Origin of the sequence: Streptosporangium sp. NPDC005286, assembly GCF_040607515.1 — a bacterium.
Lineage (GTDB): Bacteria > Actinomycetota > Actinomycetes > Streptosporangiales > Streptosporangiaceae > Streptosporangium.
In genome coordinates this window covers 1-15,332 of sequence record NZ_JBEXGU010000122.1, presented here as the reverse complement: position 1 = coordinate 15,332, position 15,332 = coordinate 1, and the positions used below count along the sequence as shown (strand labels likewise).

General features: G+C 69.5%; 15 protein-coding genes and 1 pseudogene. 10 read left to right on the top strand and 6 right to left on the bottom strand.

All coding sequences use genetic code 11. The annotated features are described in order from the left end of the window. Window positions 1-137 precede the first annotated feature (137 nt). From ABZU75_RS32865 to ABZU75_RS32855, 3 genes are read left to right on the top strand one after another with little or no spacing between them, the layout of a single operon-like run. Window positions 138-1,004, top strand: a complete 867-nt coding sequence (locus ABZU75_RS32865; RefSeq protein ID WP_355562746.1) for an enoyl-CoA hydratase/isomerase family protein — start codon at window positions 138-140, stop codon at window positions 1,002-1,004. After that, window positions 1,001-2,230: a CaiB/BaiF CoA-transferase family protein gene (locus ABZU75_RS32860; protein ID WP_355562743.1), complete on the top strand. Its 1,230-nt coding sequence runs from the start codon at window positions 1,001-1,003 to the stop codon at window positions 2,228-2,230. Before ABZU75_RS32865 ends, ABZU75_RS32860 begins: the two co-directional genes overlap by 4 nt. Continuing rightward, window positions 2,227-3,474, top strand: a complete 1,248-nt coding sequence (locus ABZU75_RS32855; RefSeq protein WP_355562740.1) for a CoA transferase — start codon at window positions 2,227-2,229, stop codon at window positions 3,472-3,474. Before ABZU75_RS32860 ends, ABZU75_RS32855 begins: the two co-directional genes overlap by 4 nt. Before the next feature lie 91 nt (window positions 3,475-3,565). Here ABZU75_RS32855 and ABZU75_RS32850 read toward each other — a convergent pair whose 3' ends face one another. From ABZU75_RS32850 to ABZU75_RS32830, 5 genes and pseudogenes are all read right to left on the bottom strand, one after another. After that, window positions 3,566-3,697: a hypothetical protein gene (locus tag ABZU75_RS32850; protein ID WP_355562737.1), complete on the bottom strand. Its 132-nt coding sequence runs from the start codon at window positions 3,695-3,697 to the stop codon at window positions 3,566-3,568. Window positions 3,698-3,714: 17 nt separating this feature from the next. Beyond that, window positions 3,715-4,791, bottom strand: coding sequence for a hypothetical protein (locus ABZU75_RS32845; RefSeq protein WP_355562734.1), 1,077 nt, complete (start codon window positions 4,789-4,791; stop codon window positions 3,715-3,717). 84 nt (window positions 4,792-4,875) lie between these two features. Beyond that, on the bottom strand, window positions 4,876-5,196 hold the full coding sequence (locus ABZU75_RS32840) for a hypothetical protein (RefSeq protein ID WP_355562732.1): 321 nt from the start codon (window positions 5,194-5,196) through the stop codon (window positions 4,876-4,878). 183 nt (window positions 5,197-5,379) lie between these two features. Further along, window positions 5,380-5,670 (bottom strand): hypothetical protein, encoded by a 291-nt coding sequence (locus tag ABZU75_RS32835; RefSeq protein WP_355562729.1) that lies wholly within the window; start codon window positions 5,668-5,670, stop codon window positions 5,380-5,382. A 138-nt stretch (window positions 5,671-5,808) separates the two neighbouring features. Continuing rightward, window positions 5,809-6,494 (bottom strand): annotated as a pseudogene (locus tag ABZU75_RS32830) (radical SAM protein); the annotation flags it as partial. Window positions 6,495-7,170: 676 nt separating this feature from the next. Between ABZU75_RS32830 and ABZU75_RS32825 the strand changes: the two are divergent. The 7 genes from ABZU75_RS32825 (at window position 7,171) to ABZU75_RS32795 (ending at window position 14,600) form a co-directional block, all read left to right on the top strand. After that, window positions 7,171-8,310, top strand: coding sequence for an NAD(P)/FAD-dependent oxidoreductase (locus tag ABZU75_RS32825; protein ID WP_355562727.1), 1,140 nt, complete (start codon window positions 7,171-7,173; stop codon window positions 8,308-8,310). A 77-nt stretch (window positions 8,311-8,387) separates the two neighbouring features. After that, the gene (locus ABZU75_RS32820; RefSeq protein WP_355562724.1) at window positions 8,388-9,161 is read left to right on the top strand and encodes an AraC family transcriptional regulator; all 774 of its coding nucleotides are present in this window, start codon (window positions 8,388-8,390) and stop codon (window positions 9,159-9,161) included. Window positions 9,162-9,463: 302 nt separating this feature from the next. After that, the gene (locus ABZU75_RS32815) at window positions 9,464-10,510 is read left to right on the top strand and encodes an iron-siderophore ABC transporter substrate-binding protein (RefSeq protein WP_355562721.1); all 1,047 of its coding nucleotides are present in this window, start codon (window positions 9,464-9,466) and stop codon (window positions 10,508-10,510) included. Further along, the gene (locus ABZU75_RS32810) at window positions 10,507-11,550 is read left to right on the top strand and encodes an iron ABC transporter permease (RefSeq protein WP_355562718.1); all 1,044 of its coding nucleotides are present in this window, start codon (window positions 10,507-10,509) and stop codon (window positions 11,548-11,550) included. The genes ABZU75_RS32815 and ABZU75_RS32810 overlap by 4 nt, the downstream gene beginning before the upstream one ends. A gap of 130 nt (window positions 11,551-11,680) precedes the next feature. Next, a complete protein-coding gene (locus ABZU75_RS32805; RefSeq protein ID WP_355562780.1) occupies window positions 11,681-12,757 on the top strand; it encodes an iron chelate uptake ABC transporter family permease subunit in 1,077 nt (358 codons plus the stop codon). Next, a complete protein-coding gene (locus ABZU75_RS32800; protein WP_355562716.1) occupies window positions 12,754-13,608 on the top strand; it encodes an ABC transporter ATP-binding protein in 855 nt (284 codons plus the stop codon). Before ABZU75_RS32805 ends, ABZU75_RS32800 begins: the two co-directional genes overlap by 4 nt. 188 nt (window positions 13,609-13,796) lie before the next feature. Then, on the top strand, window positions 13,797-14,600 hold the full coding sequence (locus tag ABZU75_RS32795) for a neutral zinc metallopeptidase (protein WP_355562713.1): 804 nt from the start codon (window positions 13,797-13,799) through the stop codon (window positions 14,598-14,600). A 227-nt stretch (window positions 14,601-14,827) separates the two neighbouring features. On the opposite strand, the gene ABZU75_RS32790 is transcribed toward ABZU75_RS32795, so the two are convergent. Beyond that, on the bottom strand, window positions 14,828-15,332 hold a 505-nt coding region (locus ABZU75_RS32790; RefSeq protein WP_355562710.1), incomplete at its 5' end, for a hypothetical protein.

The following is a 15,332-nucleotide window of genomic DNA, read 5'->3' as shown; positions in this document are numbered from 1 at the left end:
GAAAGCCGATAGGGAGGGCTTCGTCCCCCTTGACATCCTCTCCGCAGAGCCTCAACATCTCGTAAATAGCGAACTAAGTCCAAATGCCGAACCCTGATGGTGTCCAGTCGGGGGACATGACAAGGAAGGACCTCTCCATGTTTGAGCATGTGATCTACGAGAAGTCGGGCAAGATCGCCCGGCTGATCATGAACCGCCCGGAGAAGCTCAACGCCCTGAACGTGAAGATGTTCGAGGAGCTGGTGGCCGGCCTGAAGATGGCCGAGGACGACGACGACATCAAGGTCATCATCCTGAAGGGCAACGGGCGGTCCTTCAGCACCGGTCACGACCTCAGTGAGGTCGGCTTCGTCTACGGCTTCTCCGACGGCAGGTCCGAGGAGGGCCGGCGCAAGCGGCCGAGCCAGCGGGTCCGTCTGCAGTTCGACCGCAAGCTCCTGGAGATGTACCAGGCCTTCATGTACTCGATGAAGCCGATCATCGCCCAGGTGCAGGGCCACGCGATCGGCGGTGGCCTCTACCTGACCGAGGTGGTCGACCTCGCGATCGCCGCGGAGGACGCGTCCTTCAGCCACGCCGAGCAGCGCCTCATGGGAGGCGGGCGGTCGCTGATCGGCAACACCGAGATCCTGCTGCTCGGTCCCAAGCGCGCGCGGGAGTTCCTGCTGTTCGGCGAGCCGATGAGCGGCGTACGGGCCGCCGAGGTCGGGCTCATCAACAAGGCGGTGCCGGCCGACCTGCTGGAGGCCGAGACCGAGCGCTGGGCCGAACGGCTCGCCCGTCACCCCAAGGACGCCCTGGTGGTCGGGAAGGTCTTCCAGCAGATGGCGCTCGACTCCCTCGGCTACACGAGCCAGATGATGCGCGGCTACGTCGGCCACACCCTCAGCACCAACATGCGATTCGAAGACGACGAGTACAACTACTTCAAGGGGCGGCGGGACGAGGGCGCCCGCGGCGCGATGCACTCCCGTGACCGCTTCTTCACCGAGGCCCAGAAGTGACCGACCCGTCCGCGGAGCCGAGTGCCCCGGCGCCGTTCGACGGCATCCGGATCGTCGACCTGACGCATGCCGGGGCCGGGCCGTTCGCGACGATGCAGCTCGCCGACCTCGGCGCGACGGTGATCAAGATCGAACGGCTCCGGCACGGCGACGGCTCCCGTTACTTCGGCAGCCGCCTGGACGGTTTCGACGCCTCCGACTACTTCCTGGCGTTGAACCGCTCGAAAGCCTCCGTCGCGCTGGACTTCGCCCGACCGGAGGGCGCCGAGCTGGTACGGCGTCTGGTGGCCGACGCCGATGTCCTCATCGAGAACTTCCGCCCGGGCGTCCTCGCCCGGCACGGCCTCGACTTCGCCACCCTGGCCGACGCGCACCCCCGCCTCGTCTACTGCTCGATCTCGGCGTTCGGGCCGCACGGACCGTGGGTCGCCAACGGCGGCAACGACATCACGATCCAGGGCCTGTCAGGGCTGATGGCAGGGACCGGGTCCGGCGAGGGCGGTCCGATCAAGATCGGTTCCCCGCTGTGCGACCTGACGGCCGGGCTCTACGCGGCCTTCGGGATCGCGTCGGCGCTGCTGGCCAGGGAGCAGGTCGGTCGCGCGCAGCTGGTGGAGGTCCCGATGCTCGACGCCGCCATCTCCCTGATGGCCAGCTTCGTGCCGTCCGTCGCGGCGGGCGGGCCGCCGCCGCGACCGGAAGGTACCGGGCACGCCCAGATCGTGCCGTACCAGGCGTTCCTCTGCGCGGACGAGCGGCACCTGATCGTCGGGGCGTTCTCGAACCACTTCTGGCGTGCCCTGTGCGAGGTGATCGGCCGTACGGACCTCCTCGGCGTCGACGCGTACCGGACCAACGAGCTACGGGTGAAGAACCGGTCGGCGCTCGTCTCGCAACTCGAAGCCGCGTTCGCCACCCGAAGCCGGGCCGAGTGGCTGCGGCTGCTCGAAGCCGCGGCCGTGCCGTGCAGCCCGGTGCTGAGCGTCGACGAGGCGATCGTGTCGGAACAGGCTGTCCACAACCGGGTCCTGCAGTGGCTTGAGGCCGGGGACCGCAAGGTCGGGGTGACCCGTCAGCCGATCCGGGGATCGGCGTGGCGGGCCGTGCCCGCCACGATGCCGCCCGCGCTGGGCGAGCACACGCGTCCGGTCCTATCGGAGGAGCTGGGGATGTCCGACGCCGACATCGACGGCCTCATCGCCAGTGGCGTCGTGGAGAGCCGATGACGACCAACGATCAGAAAACAGGCGGCGGGGTCCTGGCCGGACTCAAGGTGCTGGACCTCGCACATCACTACTCGGCGGCCTTCGCCGGGGTACTCCTCGCCGACCTCGGCGCGGACGTGACGGTCGTGGAACACCCGGAGGGAAACGTGTTACGCGGCATGCTGCCGCAGCGGCACGGCGTACCCCTGTGGTCGACCCTGGTCGGCCGCAACAAGGGCAACATCAGCTTGAAGCTGTCCGAGCCGCGCGGTCAGGAACTCCTGCGGCAACTCGCTACCGAGTACGACGTCCTCATTGAGAACTTCCGTCCCGGCACCCTTGAGCGCTGGGGTCTCGGACCAGACGACCTGGCGGCCGCGGGCGCCGACCTGGTGATGCTGCGCGTGAGCGGCTACGGCCAGAGCGGGCCGAAGTCGGCACGCCCCGGCTTCGGCGGTGCGGCGGAGGCGATGAGCGGGCTCACCCAGATGACCGGTCCGGAAGGCGGGGATCCGATCCTCCTCTCCACCGCCATCGCCGACGGAGCCGCGGGCGCCTTCGGAGCCCTGGGAGTGCTGGCCGCGTTGTGGCAGCGGGCTTCGTCGCGGGCCGGCGGGGAACCTCGCCGACCCGGCGTCGAAGTGGTCGACATCGCGCTCTTCGAAGGGGTGTTCCGGCTTATCCCCACCCAGATCGTTGAATACGACCAGTGCGGCATCATCCCCGGCCGATCCGGCAGCGTACGGGAACACGGCGTGATCCGCGGGGTGTACCGCACCGGTGACGGTGTCGACTTCTGCGTGAGTTCGGTGGGACCCCGCGCGATACGCCGCCTGCTCGAATCCATGGCGGCCGACAATCTCGTGGCCGAACTCGATCAGGGTGTGCTGGGCAGGGGCGAGGACGCCGTCGTCGACTTCGTGACCCGAAGCGAGAAGGCGTTCACCGCCTGGGCGGCCGGCTCGTCCTGGGCCGCGGTGGCGGCGGCGCTGGATCGTACGGGCATGGTCTACGAGCGGGTCTACACCGTGGCCGACATCGCCGAAGACGAGCACTTCCTCGCCCGGGAGGACGTGGTCACCGCACACGACCCGATCCTGGGCGAGGTCCGGATGCCCGGCATCGTGCCCAAGTTCTCCGGCTTCCACCACGAGGTCCGCAATACCGGCAAACACATCGGCGCGGACAACGAAACCCTCTACGGGACCCTCCTCGACCTCACCCCCGACGCCCTCGCCGCACTCCGCAGCGATGGCGTCATCTGAGGGGGCGGCCAACGTCTGCTGATCATGGCGTTCCCCGGGAAGGGGGACAAGCCGGTCACGTACCGCAAGCCGCCCAACCGGTGAGCACGCCTCAGGCTTGCCCCGGATCGGCCACCCGCTTGCCGATCAGGCGGGTCAGGACGACGGCGAACCCCGTGCCCAGGAGCACGAGCGTCCCGGACAGGACCGTGTCGTCCGCCGGCCGCCCAGCCCCGACAGCCACCCGACCGGCCGGCTCCGCTATTCCCGGTGGAAGGTGACGATCGACTCGGAATCACCGTTGGCCACGTCGACCATCAGCCACAGCTGGGAAGTGCCGGGGATCCGCTCGATCAGTGCGTGGTGCCCCTCCCCATCCGGCGGGGGCACCTCTTTCGTCCAGTTCCGGCCATCCCAGTGCAGGACCGAGACCCCACCGGGTTCGTCGTGGTCCTTGCCCGCGAACCAGACGTCGTCAGGCCCGAACGCGGTCACGCTCTGCAGCTCGGCCTTCCACGGCGGGATGGTGGGCCGCTCCCAGGATCGGCCGTTCCAGTGCAGCACCAGGGGCCGCTCGCCGATGTTGCCCACCGCCCAGACGTCGTCGGGGCTGATCTGCAAGATCGTGGTGAGGGAGCCCTCGGGCAGCGTGGTCTCCTCGTACCTGCCGTTGTGCCCGTGCCAGATCACGGGCCGCACCGAGTCCCGCATCCCGGCGACCCAGGTGTGACCGGCGCCGCTGTCCACCGCGACCAGCCTGGTCTCCTCGCCGCCGAGCACCTTTTCGGTGACGAAGGCGGTGCCGTTCCAGGTCAGTACCGCAGTGTCCGAGATCACGACCACCCGGCGGCCGTCCACGGCCACGTCCCGCCCGTACCCAGAGAGCCGGTACCGCCGCCAGGCGTGCCCGTCCCAGTGCTGGGCCAGGGTCTTGTCGAAACCTCCGCCCAGCATCCACGCGTTGCGCGGCCCGTCGGAGTCGATGCTCGCCAGGCCGCCCAGAGCATCCTCGACGGGCACCGCGCGCCACCGTGACCCGTCCCAGGTACGCAGCGACGTCCTCACGCTGTCCTCCCAGCCGGTGTACCCGATCGCCCACGCCAGCTCGGGACCGACAGCGGTCACGTCGCGCAGGCCACGCTCCCACGCGGTGTCGGTGGACAGACCGGGGACTTGGGCCCACCTCTCGGAGATCTCCGTGGTAGGTGTGGCCGATGCCGAAGGGGCCGACACGGTGGGCGTGCTCGACGGCGAGGGAGTCGACGCGGCGAGCGGGGGCTGCGCGGCACAGCCCAACGTGATCAAGCAGGCGGCCAGCGCCGTCACTCGCGACCTCATAGTGGCAAATCGTACGGCTTCCGCCTGTGGTTACCACCGGCCAAGGCCTCAGCCGTCGCTATGGATCGAACGAACGGGCGCCTCTCAGGCGCGGCCGGCCCACATGGTCAGGGCCGTCACCAGGGCGGCCGGGTCGCTGCCGGCCCACGCCACATAGCCGTCGGGCCGCAGGAACATCGCCTCGCCTTGCCCTCGCTGCAGGTGGCGGATCCGTCCCGACCACGGTGCTGCCGCCTTGACCAGCATGTCCTGCCCGGCGCCGGTCATCAGCAGCCCGCGTCCGTCGGCCATGACGGGCGCATCGGCAAGGCGCATGCCCAGCAACGGATGCCCCGGCCCCGGCAGCGGATAGCGAATGTCCGTCCCGGCCAGCATGCCCGCGATGACCTGGTTGGCTGCGGGCACGCGTAGCAGCTCGGCTACGATGCCGCGCAGTGCGAGGTGCTCCTCTTTCGGCGTTCGGCGGCAAGCGCAAGGCCGGTCGGACCTGCTCCGATGACGATCACGTCGACGTTCATGCGGGGAGTGTAAGTGTGCTCTGTTCGCTTACTGCAACGATAGTGGGATGCTCAGCCGTGGCATCGGCGTTCAGCGGCCGAACAGTCCATGCGGATCGAACAGGCGCTTCATGTCGCGCTGGTGCGGAGTACGCAGCACGTGGTGCCGAGGCCGTTCCAGATCCGTCGGCGGCGATCCGAACGGATAAGGCGTGCCCCCGGCCCGGCAGGCGAGGTGGTGGATGCGGCGGTTGCCGTTCAGCAGGGCCGCGACGCGCGCCGGAGTGGCTGGATACGCGTTGGGGAGCAGGCTGAAGAGCACCGGCTGGTCGCCGGCCGGCAGCAGCATGTTCGGCGTGCGCAGGGCGCGACGCGTCAGCACCTGTACGGCCCGTGCCGCCGGTGACCAGGATCATGTCCCCTCCCGCCTGGCGGTCAGCTTCACACCGACGATTCCTTCAGCAGGTGCCGCAGCCGTGCCCGGTGGCAGGCCGGGCGCCTCGCATTCCGGGGCGATGATCACGTCGTCGGTGAATTCGGCCGGGTGGGGGCTGGTGAAGCGGACCCGTTCGAGGCCGTCGATGTCTCCGCAGGCGCGTAGCAGCTTGCTGAAGGCTTGGTGGTCTCCGAGGCTGACGCCGTAGGCGTTGACGTTCTGTCCGAGGAGGGTGATTTCGAGCGCGCCGTCGTCGACCATGGCTCGGGCCTCGGCGAGGATGTCGCCGGGGCGGCGGTCGGTCTCCTTGCCGCGTAGGGAGGGCACGATGCAGAAGGTGCAGGTGTTGTTGCAGCCGACGGAGATCGCGATTCAGGCGGCGTAGGGGGATTCCCGGTGGGTGGGGAGCGTGGAGGGGAAGGTTTCCAGTGCCTCGCGGATTTCGATCTGGGCGGTCCTGGCTACTTGGGCGCGTTGCAGGGGGGAAGGGCGGCGATGTTGTGAGTGCCGAAGACGACGTCGACCCAGGGTGCGCGCTTGATGATGGTGCCGCGGTCCTTTTGCGCGAGGCATCCGCCGACGGCGATCTGCATGCCGTCGTGTTTGTGGTCGCGTAATCCGCGGAGGGATCGGTAGAGCTTGTTGTCGGCGTTCTCGCGGACGGCACAGGTGTTGAACACGAGAAGGTCGGGGGTCGTTCCGGGCTGGGCCGGTGTGTATCCGGACGCCTCCAGCATGCCTGCGATGCGTTCTGAGTCGTGCACATTCATTTGGCAGCCGAATGTGCGTACTTCGTAGGTGCCGGGCATCGCGGCCTCCAACCCCTGCGGTTTTCTGCTTTGTGCAGTTGGCAGAGAAGGGCCTCCGTCCCGATGGTGGGGACGGAGGCCCTTGGAACTCTGGAGGCACCGGCGTTTTTTAAGAGGCCGTGTCTCCGGGTGGAGTCTTTTTGAGAGACGCGACCCGGAACCCTTTTGAGGGGTTCCCTACCGTCGGACCCTTTTGAGGGGCCTGACCGCCGACCCTTTTGAGGGGTCGGCCGCCTCAGCGGCTTAACCTAGAAGTTAGGCAATCTCCCCATACTCGTCAAGATCTGTCTTAGTTTTATCCGAAATAGGGTGACCAGGGGGATATGGCGTGGTGCCCTATCTGGGCAGATGACGTAATCGGCATCGCCAATCATGAGTTTCGGCGGCTCCGGCATCGCCCGGCGGGCCGACTTATCGGTCACGTCCACGGACGTGACCCAGATGCGTCCGGCGATCAGGGGCGCGGTGGATGTAAGGGAAATGCCGAGCGAGAGAACAATCACCGTGGCCGGTTTCACAGCCACCTCTCGGCAGAGGAGCAATTCACGGTCCCGAGTGTGGCGACGGTGTGGAGGTATGGGGCAGGTAGCGTGCAAACCATCGTACGGATGAGGCATCGCCCCTACCGTCGCAAGGTATGCAGACAGTGGATGTACTGGTCGTTGGTGCGGGACTGGCCGGCCTGCGCACAGCCCGCCTGCTCGCGCGACGGGAACTGAACGTGCTGGTGGTCGACCGTCGCAGGTCGCTCTCGGCGGGCATCCGCACGACAGGGATCTTCGTGCGCCGCACCCTCGATGACTTCGACGTGCCGGATAACCTGCTCGGGCCGGGTGTCCGGGACGTGCTGCTGTATCCGCCGTCGCGGCGGGCACCGATCCGGCTCACCAGCGACCGGGACGAGTACCGCGTGGCCGACATGGCGGCCGTCTACGAGCACGCGCGCCGCGTGGCGGAGTCGGCCGGGGCACGGGTCCTTCTGGGCGTACGGTATGTCGACGCGTCGATGGGTTTTGTGCGGTTCGCGGGTGCGGAACCGGTGACGGCCCGGTTCATCGTCGGCGCGGACGGCGCCCGCTCCCGGGTGGCCCGTGATCTCGGCCTTGATGTCAACCGGCGCTTCCTCGTCGGTGCCGAGATCGTCCACCCGATCGCGTCGGGCACGACCAACCCGGCGTTCCACTGCGTGCTGGACCCCCGGGTCGCTCCGGGGTACCTGGGATGGGTCATCGACGACGGCCGGCATGCGCATGTCGGCGTCGCGGGATATCCGAACGCGATGCGCACCGGTATCCGCCACCTGCTGGACGCCTTCGCCGCGGACGCACCTGGCCGCGTGGCGCCGGCCGGTCCGGTCGAGCGTCGAGGTGGTCCGATCCCGGTCGGCGGTGTGCTGCGACGGTTGGCGTGCCCCGCCGGGCTGCTCGTCGGAGACGCGGCGGGCGCGGTGTCGCCGCTGACGGCCGGTGGGTTGGACCCTTGCTTACGCATGTCCGAACTGGCCGCGGCGGTCACCGCCGGGTACCTGCGTACTGGTGACCAACGCATGCTGAGCCGGTACGACGGGGACGCGTTGCGGACCCGGTTCCGAGGCCGGCTGTTGCTGCGCCGCGTGTTCGCCGGCATCCGATCCCCCGCTGCGGCAGAGGCGGCGGTGACCGTGCTACGCGGTCGTGCCGGTCGTGCCCTGGCGGCGCGGATCCTGTTCGGCGACGGCTCGTTTCCCGAAGTCGACCCACGGCTCGCGGACCTGGCGATCGACCACCCTCACCGGTAACGCCGACCGGCTCTCATGATCACGCAGGACAGGTCCTAGGGTGGGGGAATGCCGCTCGCGTCCCACCGCGTCCTCCCATGATCAGGGAGACCCGCATGCTGCCCGCCCTCGCGGCGGGACCGGTCGAGGTGCCGTTCGTGATCCTGGGCTGGAGCGAGACCATCGCCCACGACACCACCTGGAACGAGCACTCCCACCCCTTCCACGAACTGCTCTGGAACGAGCGGGGCGCGTCCACGGCCGTGGTGGGGGCGCGGGTCTGGACGGTCACCCCCGCCCTGGGCCTGTGGATGCCCGCGGGCACGCTGCACTCCGGCTCGGCGATCGCGGGCACCTGGTGCCGCGCCAACTTCTTCGGCTTCGGCACCATGACCCCGATCTTCCCCACGCCCGTCGGCGTCGAGATCACCCCGCTGCTCCGGCTGCTGCTGGAGCGGCTCGCCGACACGGAGCTGTCCTCCGACTCGCGGGCGGTGACCGAGGCGATGGTGCTCGACGTGCTCACCCCCTCCTCGCGCGAACTGCTCCTGCACATGCCCACCTCCGACCTGCTGCGCCCGATCGCTGACGCGGTCCGGGAGGATCCGGGCGATCCGCGGACGCTGGCGGACTGGGCGTCCTGCCTCGGCGTGAGCGCCCGCACGATCACCCGTGCCTTCAACGCGGAGACGGGCACCAGCTTCGCGCGCTGGATCGCGGCGGTGCGCGCCCAGCACGCGGTCGCGCTGCTCACCCAGGGCTGGGAGGTCGACGTCGTGGCCGAGGAGGTCGGCTACCGTTCGGCGAGCGCGTTCGGCGCGGCCTTCCGGCGGACGACCGGGCTGACACCGGGAGCGTTTCGAGCGCGCTGAGACTCCGGGACGCCGCAGGCCGCCTTCCGGACGCGGCGCAGGTCTCGTGGACGTGTCGCGCCCTCGTGCACGCACCGCCTGCGGGGTCGTCGCCCGGTCTCCGTGTCCCGATCTCGACAACAGCTGTCTCAAAAGGGCTATTGCGACAACTCGGTCATTTCTCCTATGGTTCCGAACAAGGCAAGCCTTACCTAACTAAGTCGAGGGCTTGTGGCAGTACGGTGTACCGCTCCACGAACGCAGGACCGCGATCCAGACGTGCGAGGGCCGGAACCCGCGGAATTCTGAGACTGGAGTACGGATTGAAGCGTCCATACAGCCTTCGCATCCTCGCCGTGACGGCCGTCCTGCTGGGCATCGCGGGCTGTGGCGGCTCGTCGGAGACCAAGGGCGAGAGCACGAGCAGCAGCACGAGCAGCAGCCCGAGCACCTTCCCCATGACGATCCAGCACGCGCTGGGGACGACCACCATCCAGGCGAAGCCGGAGCGGGTGGCCACGGTCAACTGGGCCAACCACGAAGCGCCGCTGGCCCTCGGCGTCGTCCCGGTCGGCATGGCCGCCGCGAACTTCGGCGACGACGACGGCGACGGGCTCCTGCCCTGGGTGGACGAGCGCCTGAAGGAACTCAAGGCCGAGAAGCCCGTCCTGTTCGACGAGACCGACGGCATCGACTTCGAGGCCGTCGCCGACACGAAGCCGGACGTGATCCTGGCCGCCTACTCGGGCCTGACCAAGCAGGACTACGAGACCCTGAGCAAGATCGCTCCGGTGGTGGCCTACCCGGACGCCGCGTGGGCGACCCCGTGGCGCGAGATCATCCGGATGAACAGCAAGGCCATCGGTCTCGCCGACGAGGCCGAGAAGCTCATCACCGACATCGAGGGTGACATCAGCCAGGTGGTCGCGAAGTACCCGCAGCTCAAGGGCAAGTCGGCGATGTTCATGACGCATGTCGACCCCAACGACGTGAGCGAGGTCGGCTTCTACACGACGCACGACACCCGCACGCTGTTCTTCGAGGACCTCGGGCTGACGATCCCGGGCAGCATCGCCGAGGCGTCCAAGGGCACTGACAAGTTCGCCCTGACCCGGAGCGCGGAGCAGATCGACCTGTTCGACGACGTCGACATCATCACCGGATACGGCGACGAGAAGGGCGAGTTGTTCGAGACGCTCCGCAAGGACCCGCTGCTGTCGAAGATCCCCGCCGTCAAGCGCGGCTCGGTGTACCTCCTGCCCGGCAGCACGCCCCTGGGCACCGCCGCGAACCCGACCCCCCTGTCGATCTCGTGGGTGCTGGAGGACTACGCCAAGGCGCTCGCCGAGGCCGCGGACAAGGTCAAGTGACGTCGGTCGACACCGACCGCCTGCCGGACACCACCCTCGTGCGGCGTCCGGCGCGCGTCCGGGTTCTGTGGCTGCTCGTCGTGGTCGGTGTCCTGGCCGTGCTCATGGTGGCCTCCGTCGCCCTCGGCTCGCGCGACGTCGCCTGGTCCGATGTCTGGGCCGCGCTCGGCGGCGCGGAGGACTCCCTCGAACAGGCGGCGGTCGCCAAGCGGATACCGCGCACCCTGCTCGCGGTGGTGATCGGCGCCGCGCTCGGCCTCGCCGGCGGCGTCATGCAGGGCGTGACCCGCAACCCGCTGGCCGACCCGGGGATCCTGGGCGTCAACATGGGTGCGTCGCTCTCCGTCGTCACCGCCGTCGCGTTCTTCGGGCTCACGTCGCCGACCGGGTACATCTGGGTCGCGATGGCGGGGGCCGCCGTCTCGGCCGTGTTCGTGTACACCGTCGGGTCCCTCGGGCGTGGTGGGGCCACGCCCCTCAAACTCGCGCTCGCCGGCGCCGCCACGTCGGCGGCCTTCGCGTCCCTGGTCAGCGCCGTCGTGCTGCCCCGCAATGACATCGCCGGGGGCTTCAAGCTCTGGCAGATCGGCGGGGTCGGCGGCGCGTCCTACGAGCGCATCGGGCAGGTCCTGCCGTTCCTCGTCGTCGGCCTCGTCGTATGCCTGCTGTCCGCGCGGGCGCTGAACTCGCTCGCTCTGGGCGACGAACTCGCCGCCGGGCTCGGTGAGCGCGTGGCCGTCGTCCGGGCCACGGCCGCCCTCGGCGCCGTCGTGCTGTGCGGGGCGTCGACGGCCGTCGCCGGGCCGATCGCCTTCGTCGGGCTCGTCGTCCCGCACGCGTGCCGCCTGCTCGTCGGCGTGGACCACCGCTGGCTGCTGCCGTTCTCCGCCCTGGTCGGCGCGGCCCTGCTCACCGCGGCCGACGTCGTCGGCCGTATCGTGGCGCGCCCCGCGGACATCGAGGTGGGCATCGTGACGGCGCTGATCGGCGCCCCGTTCTTCATCCACATCGTCCGCCGCCAGAAGGTGCGTGAGCTGTGAGCGAGCGAACCGACAAACACAGCAGCGCTGCGCTCGCAGTCCCGACGAAGGAGGGGCTGTGAGCGAGCGTAGCGAGCGAACCAGAAAGCACAGCGGCGTCGCGCTCGCAGTCCCGACGAAGGAGGGGGCTGTGCGCGAGCGAACCAACGAGCACCGCGGCGCCCCCGCCGCCCCCCGGCCGTCCGTTGTCGAGGCCGTCGCCCGCGGCCGTCGCCGGAGCGCCTCCCGGCGCCGCATCGTCGTCCTGACGCTGGCGGTGCTCGTCGTCGCCGGGTTCGCCATGACCCTGATGTTCGGGCAGACCTTCTACCCGCCCCGCGACGTGATCAACGTCATCCTCGGCGAGCAGGTGCCGGGCGCGTCCTTCACGGTCGGGCGGCTCCGGCTGCCGCGGACCGTCCTCGCCGTGGTCGCGGGATTCAGCTTCGGCCTGGCCGGCGTCACCTTCCAGACGATGCTCCGCAACCCGCTGGCCAGCCCCGACATCATCGGCATCAGCTGGGGCGCGAGCGCCGCGGCGGCCATCGCGATCGTGTCGCTGTCCCTCGGCGGGACCCAGGTGTCGTTCCTCGCCATCGTCTCCGCCCTCGCCGTCGCCCTGCTGATCTACATCCTGGCGTTCCGGGACGGCGTCGTCGGCACGCGGCTCATCCTGATCGGCATCGGGATCTCCGCGATGCTCGAAAGCATCACCTCCTACGTCCTGTCCCAGGCCGCCGAATGGGACCTCCAGGAGGCCACGCGCTGGCTGACCGGCAGCCTCAACGGGGTGACCTGGGAGCAGACCCTGCCCGCGCTCGTCGCGCTGGTCGTCCTCACCCCCGTCCTGCTGTCCCTGTCCCGCGACCTGTCGATGATGCAGCTCGGCGAGGACACCGCCTCCGCCCTCGGCGTCCGTGTCGAACGCACCCGCGTCATGGTGATCGTCACCGCCGTCGGCCTGATCGCCTTCGCCACGGCGGCGGCCGGCCCGATCGCGTTCGTGGCGTTCCTGTCCGGCCCCATCGCGGCCCGGCTGCTCGGCCCCGGCGGCTCTCTGCTCGTGCCCGCCGGGCTCGTCGGCGCCCTCCTGGTCCTCGTCGCCGACTTCGCCGGCCAGTTCGCGTTCGACGTCCGCTACCCGGTCGGCGTCGTCACCGGCGTCCTCGGGGCGCCGTACCTCGTCTACCTGATCGTCCGCACCCATCGGGCCGGAGGCTCGCTGTGACCACGTCCCACTCCCTCGTAGCCGAGGGCCTCACGCTCGGCTACGGCGACCGCGTCGTCGTCGAGTCCCTCGACCTGGTCGTGCCGCCCGGCGAGATCACGGTGATCGTCGGCGCGAACGCCTGCGGGAAGTCGACACTCCTGCGCTCCCTGTCCCGGCTGCTCGCCCCCCGCGAGGGCCATGTCGTCCTGGACGGCAGACAGGTGCACCGCATGCCGGCCAAGGAACTGGCCCGCACGCTCGGACTGCTGCCCCAGTCGCCGGTCGCGCCCGAGGGCATCACCGTGCTCGACCTGGTCGGCCGCGGCCGCCACCCCCACCAGGGGATCTTCTCCCGGTGGAACGACAAGGACGACGCCGCGGTGGCGGCCGCCCTGGAGGCCACGCGGACGACGGACCTCGCCGACCGCGCCGTCGACGAGCTGTCCGGCGGCCAGCGCCAACGGGTCTGGATCGCCATGGCGCTGGCCCAGCAGACCGACCTGCTCCTCCTCGACGAGCCCACCACCTTCCTCGACGCCAGCCACCAGGTCGAAGTCCTTGACCTGCTGACCGACCTGAACCACACCCGCGGCACCACCATCGTGATGGTCCTGCACGACCTCAACCTCGCCGCCCGCTACGCCGACAACCTCATCGCCCTGGCCGACGGCCGCCTCCACGCCTCCGGCACCCCGGCCGAGGTCCTCACCGAGGACAGCGTCCGCACCGTCTTCGGCCTCGACAGCCGCATCATCGAAGACCCCGTCTCCGGCCGCCCCCTGATGCTCCCCATCGGCCGCCACCACATCCGGCCACAGGCAAGAGAGGCTCGGTCAGCAGCCTCAGCCACCTGCCGGGCCGAAGGATGATCGCTCGGGCGCCGGTCAGTGGAAGTCTCTCAATGCCCCATGATCGGGCGTCTGGCCCCGGTCACGGCGGGAGTGGACGTCGGCCGCTTGAGCCGGGTGCCCAGACGCCGGGGTAATCGCCGACAGGACGGCGCAGCGAGGAGAAAAGCCTGTTGGCGCATATCGCCGTTTCTGTAGAGTTCGGCATCATGCGTACCCCTCGTATCGTCCTGCTGGCCGGGGCACTGGTCGGTCTGCTGCTCACCGGCACCGCCCATGCCAATGTCGGCACTGCCCGCACCGCCGGCGGTCCGGTTCCCACCGGATCCAAGGCGCTGACCCACAACCCGCTGTACCGCAGCGGCAAGATGACGGTGCCCTGCGGCCGCCATCCGGATGACTTCGCCAGCTTCGGCGCCGCCAAAAAGCACCTGACCGCGATGCTCGGCTGCCTGAACGCCTCGTGGTCCGCGCAGCTGAAGAAGGCCGGCCTGCCGTTCAAGAAGCCGGCGATCCAGTTCCTCACCAAGTCCACCAGCGCGTGCGAGGAGCGCTGGCCCGAATATGTGGTCGGCCTGTACTGCCCCGACCAGCGGAAGATGGTCATCCGAGTCAACGACTACGCCATTCAGGACCCGGCGGATCCGGACCTCCTGCTGCTGATCGCGCACGAGTACGCCCACCACGTGCAGAACCTCACCGGCATACTGGCCACCGCGCAGACGCCGGTCCGTACCAAGGCAAAGGCGCTGGAGCGCAGCCGTCGCGTGGAGCTGCAGGCCGAGTGCCTGGCGGGGGCGTTCATGGCGAGCATCTGGCCCTCGCAGCAGTACACGGCCGAGGACTGGGCGGAAGCCGTGGACATCCTCGGGCGTAGCGGCGATGAGGAGATCGGCGCGGAGCGCACCCACGGCACGAGCAGGAACCGGGCCGCCTGGCTGCAGCGCGGCTTCGACAAGGCCTCTCCGGGCGCGTGCAACACCTGGACCGCGACAGCGTCCAGCGTCGCCTGACGGCGGCCTCCTCGCGGGAGGAGAAAGCAGTGGCGGGCCCGTCCGTGATCGCTTCGTGCTCATCATGGCGGGCCCGCTGTCGCTGATGCCGGCTGGTGAAACGGCCGCCCATCAAAGGGAGACGTTGTCGTGTCCTGAGGCGCGGGTTCGGGACGGTCGTGGATCTGTCGCCGGCTGAGCGGGATGCGCCGGTCGGCCATGCAGACCACGAGCGCGGTTCACCGCACTCAGCTGTGATCCGCGCAGCATGGCGTCGGGTTCGGTACTTCGGCCGGCATCAGGCGTCCACCCGCGGCGGGCATGCACAGCAGGGTTATCAGCCCGTCGCGCCAGACCGGCCGGACATGGTCATTGGTCACGATGAGCATGTCATGCGCGGGTTCCCGGGTCTGGGCCAGCACCATCACCCGCTCGATCGCGGACCGCTCCAGCATCTCGCCGACGCTGAGGGTGCCGGTCAGCGCCTCCCGGCCGGCATAGGTGATGAGCCGTCCGCTCGCCCCGGTGGCGTGCTCGGCCGCCGCGAGCGCGGCGCCCTCCGACTCCGGACCGGTACGGCTCTCGCCGATCGCGGCCGACACCCCTTCGGGCAGCCCGGCCGGATCGACCGGTCCGGAGACGGCGAGAGAGCAGGCGACATGTGGCCGCCCGGTCCGCACGAAGTGTGTGCAGCCGACCGTGCCCCCCGGCAGGCCGAGCACCTTCACCACCTGGTGGAGAAGGTGCTCGGCC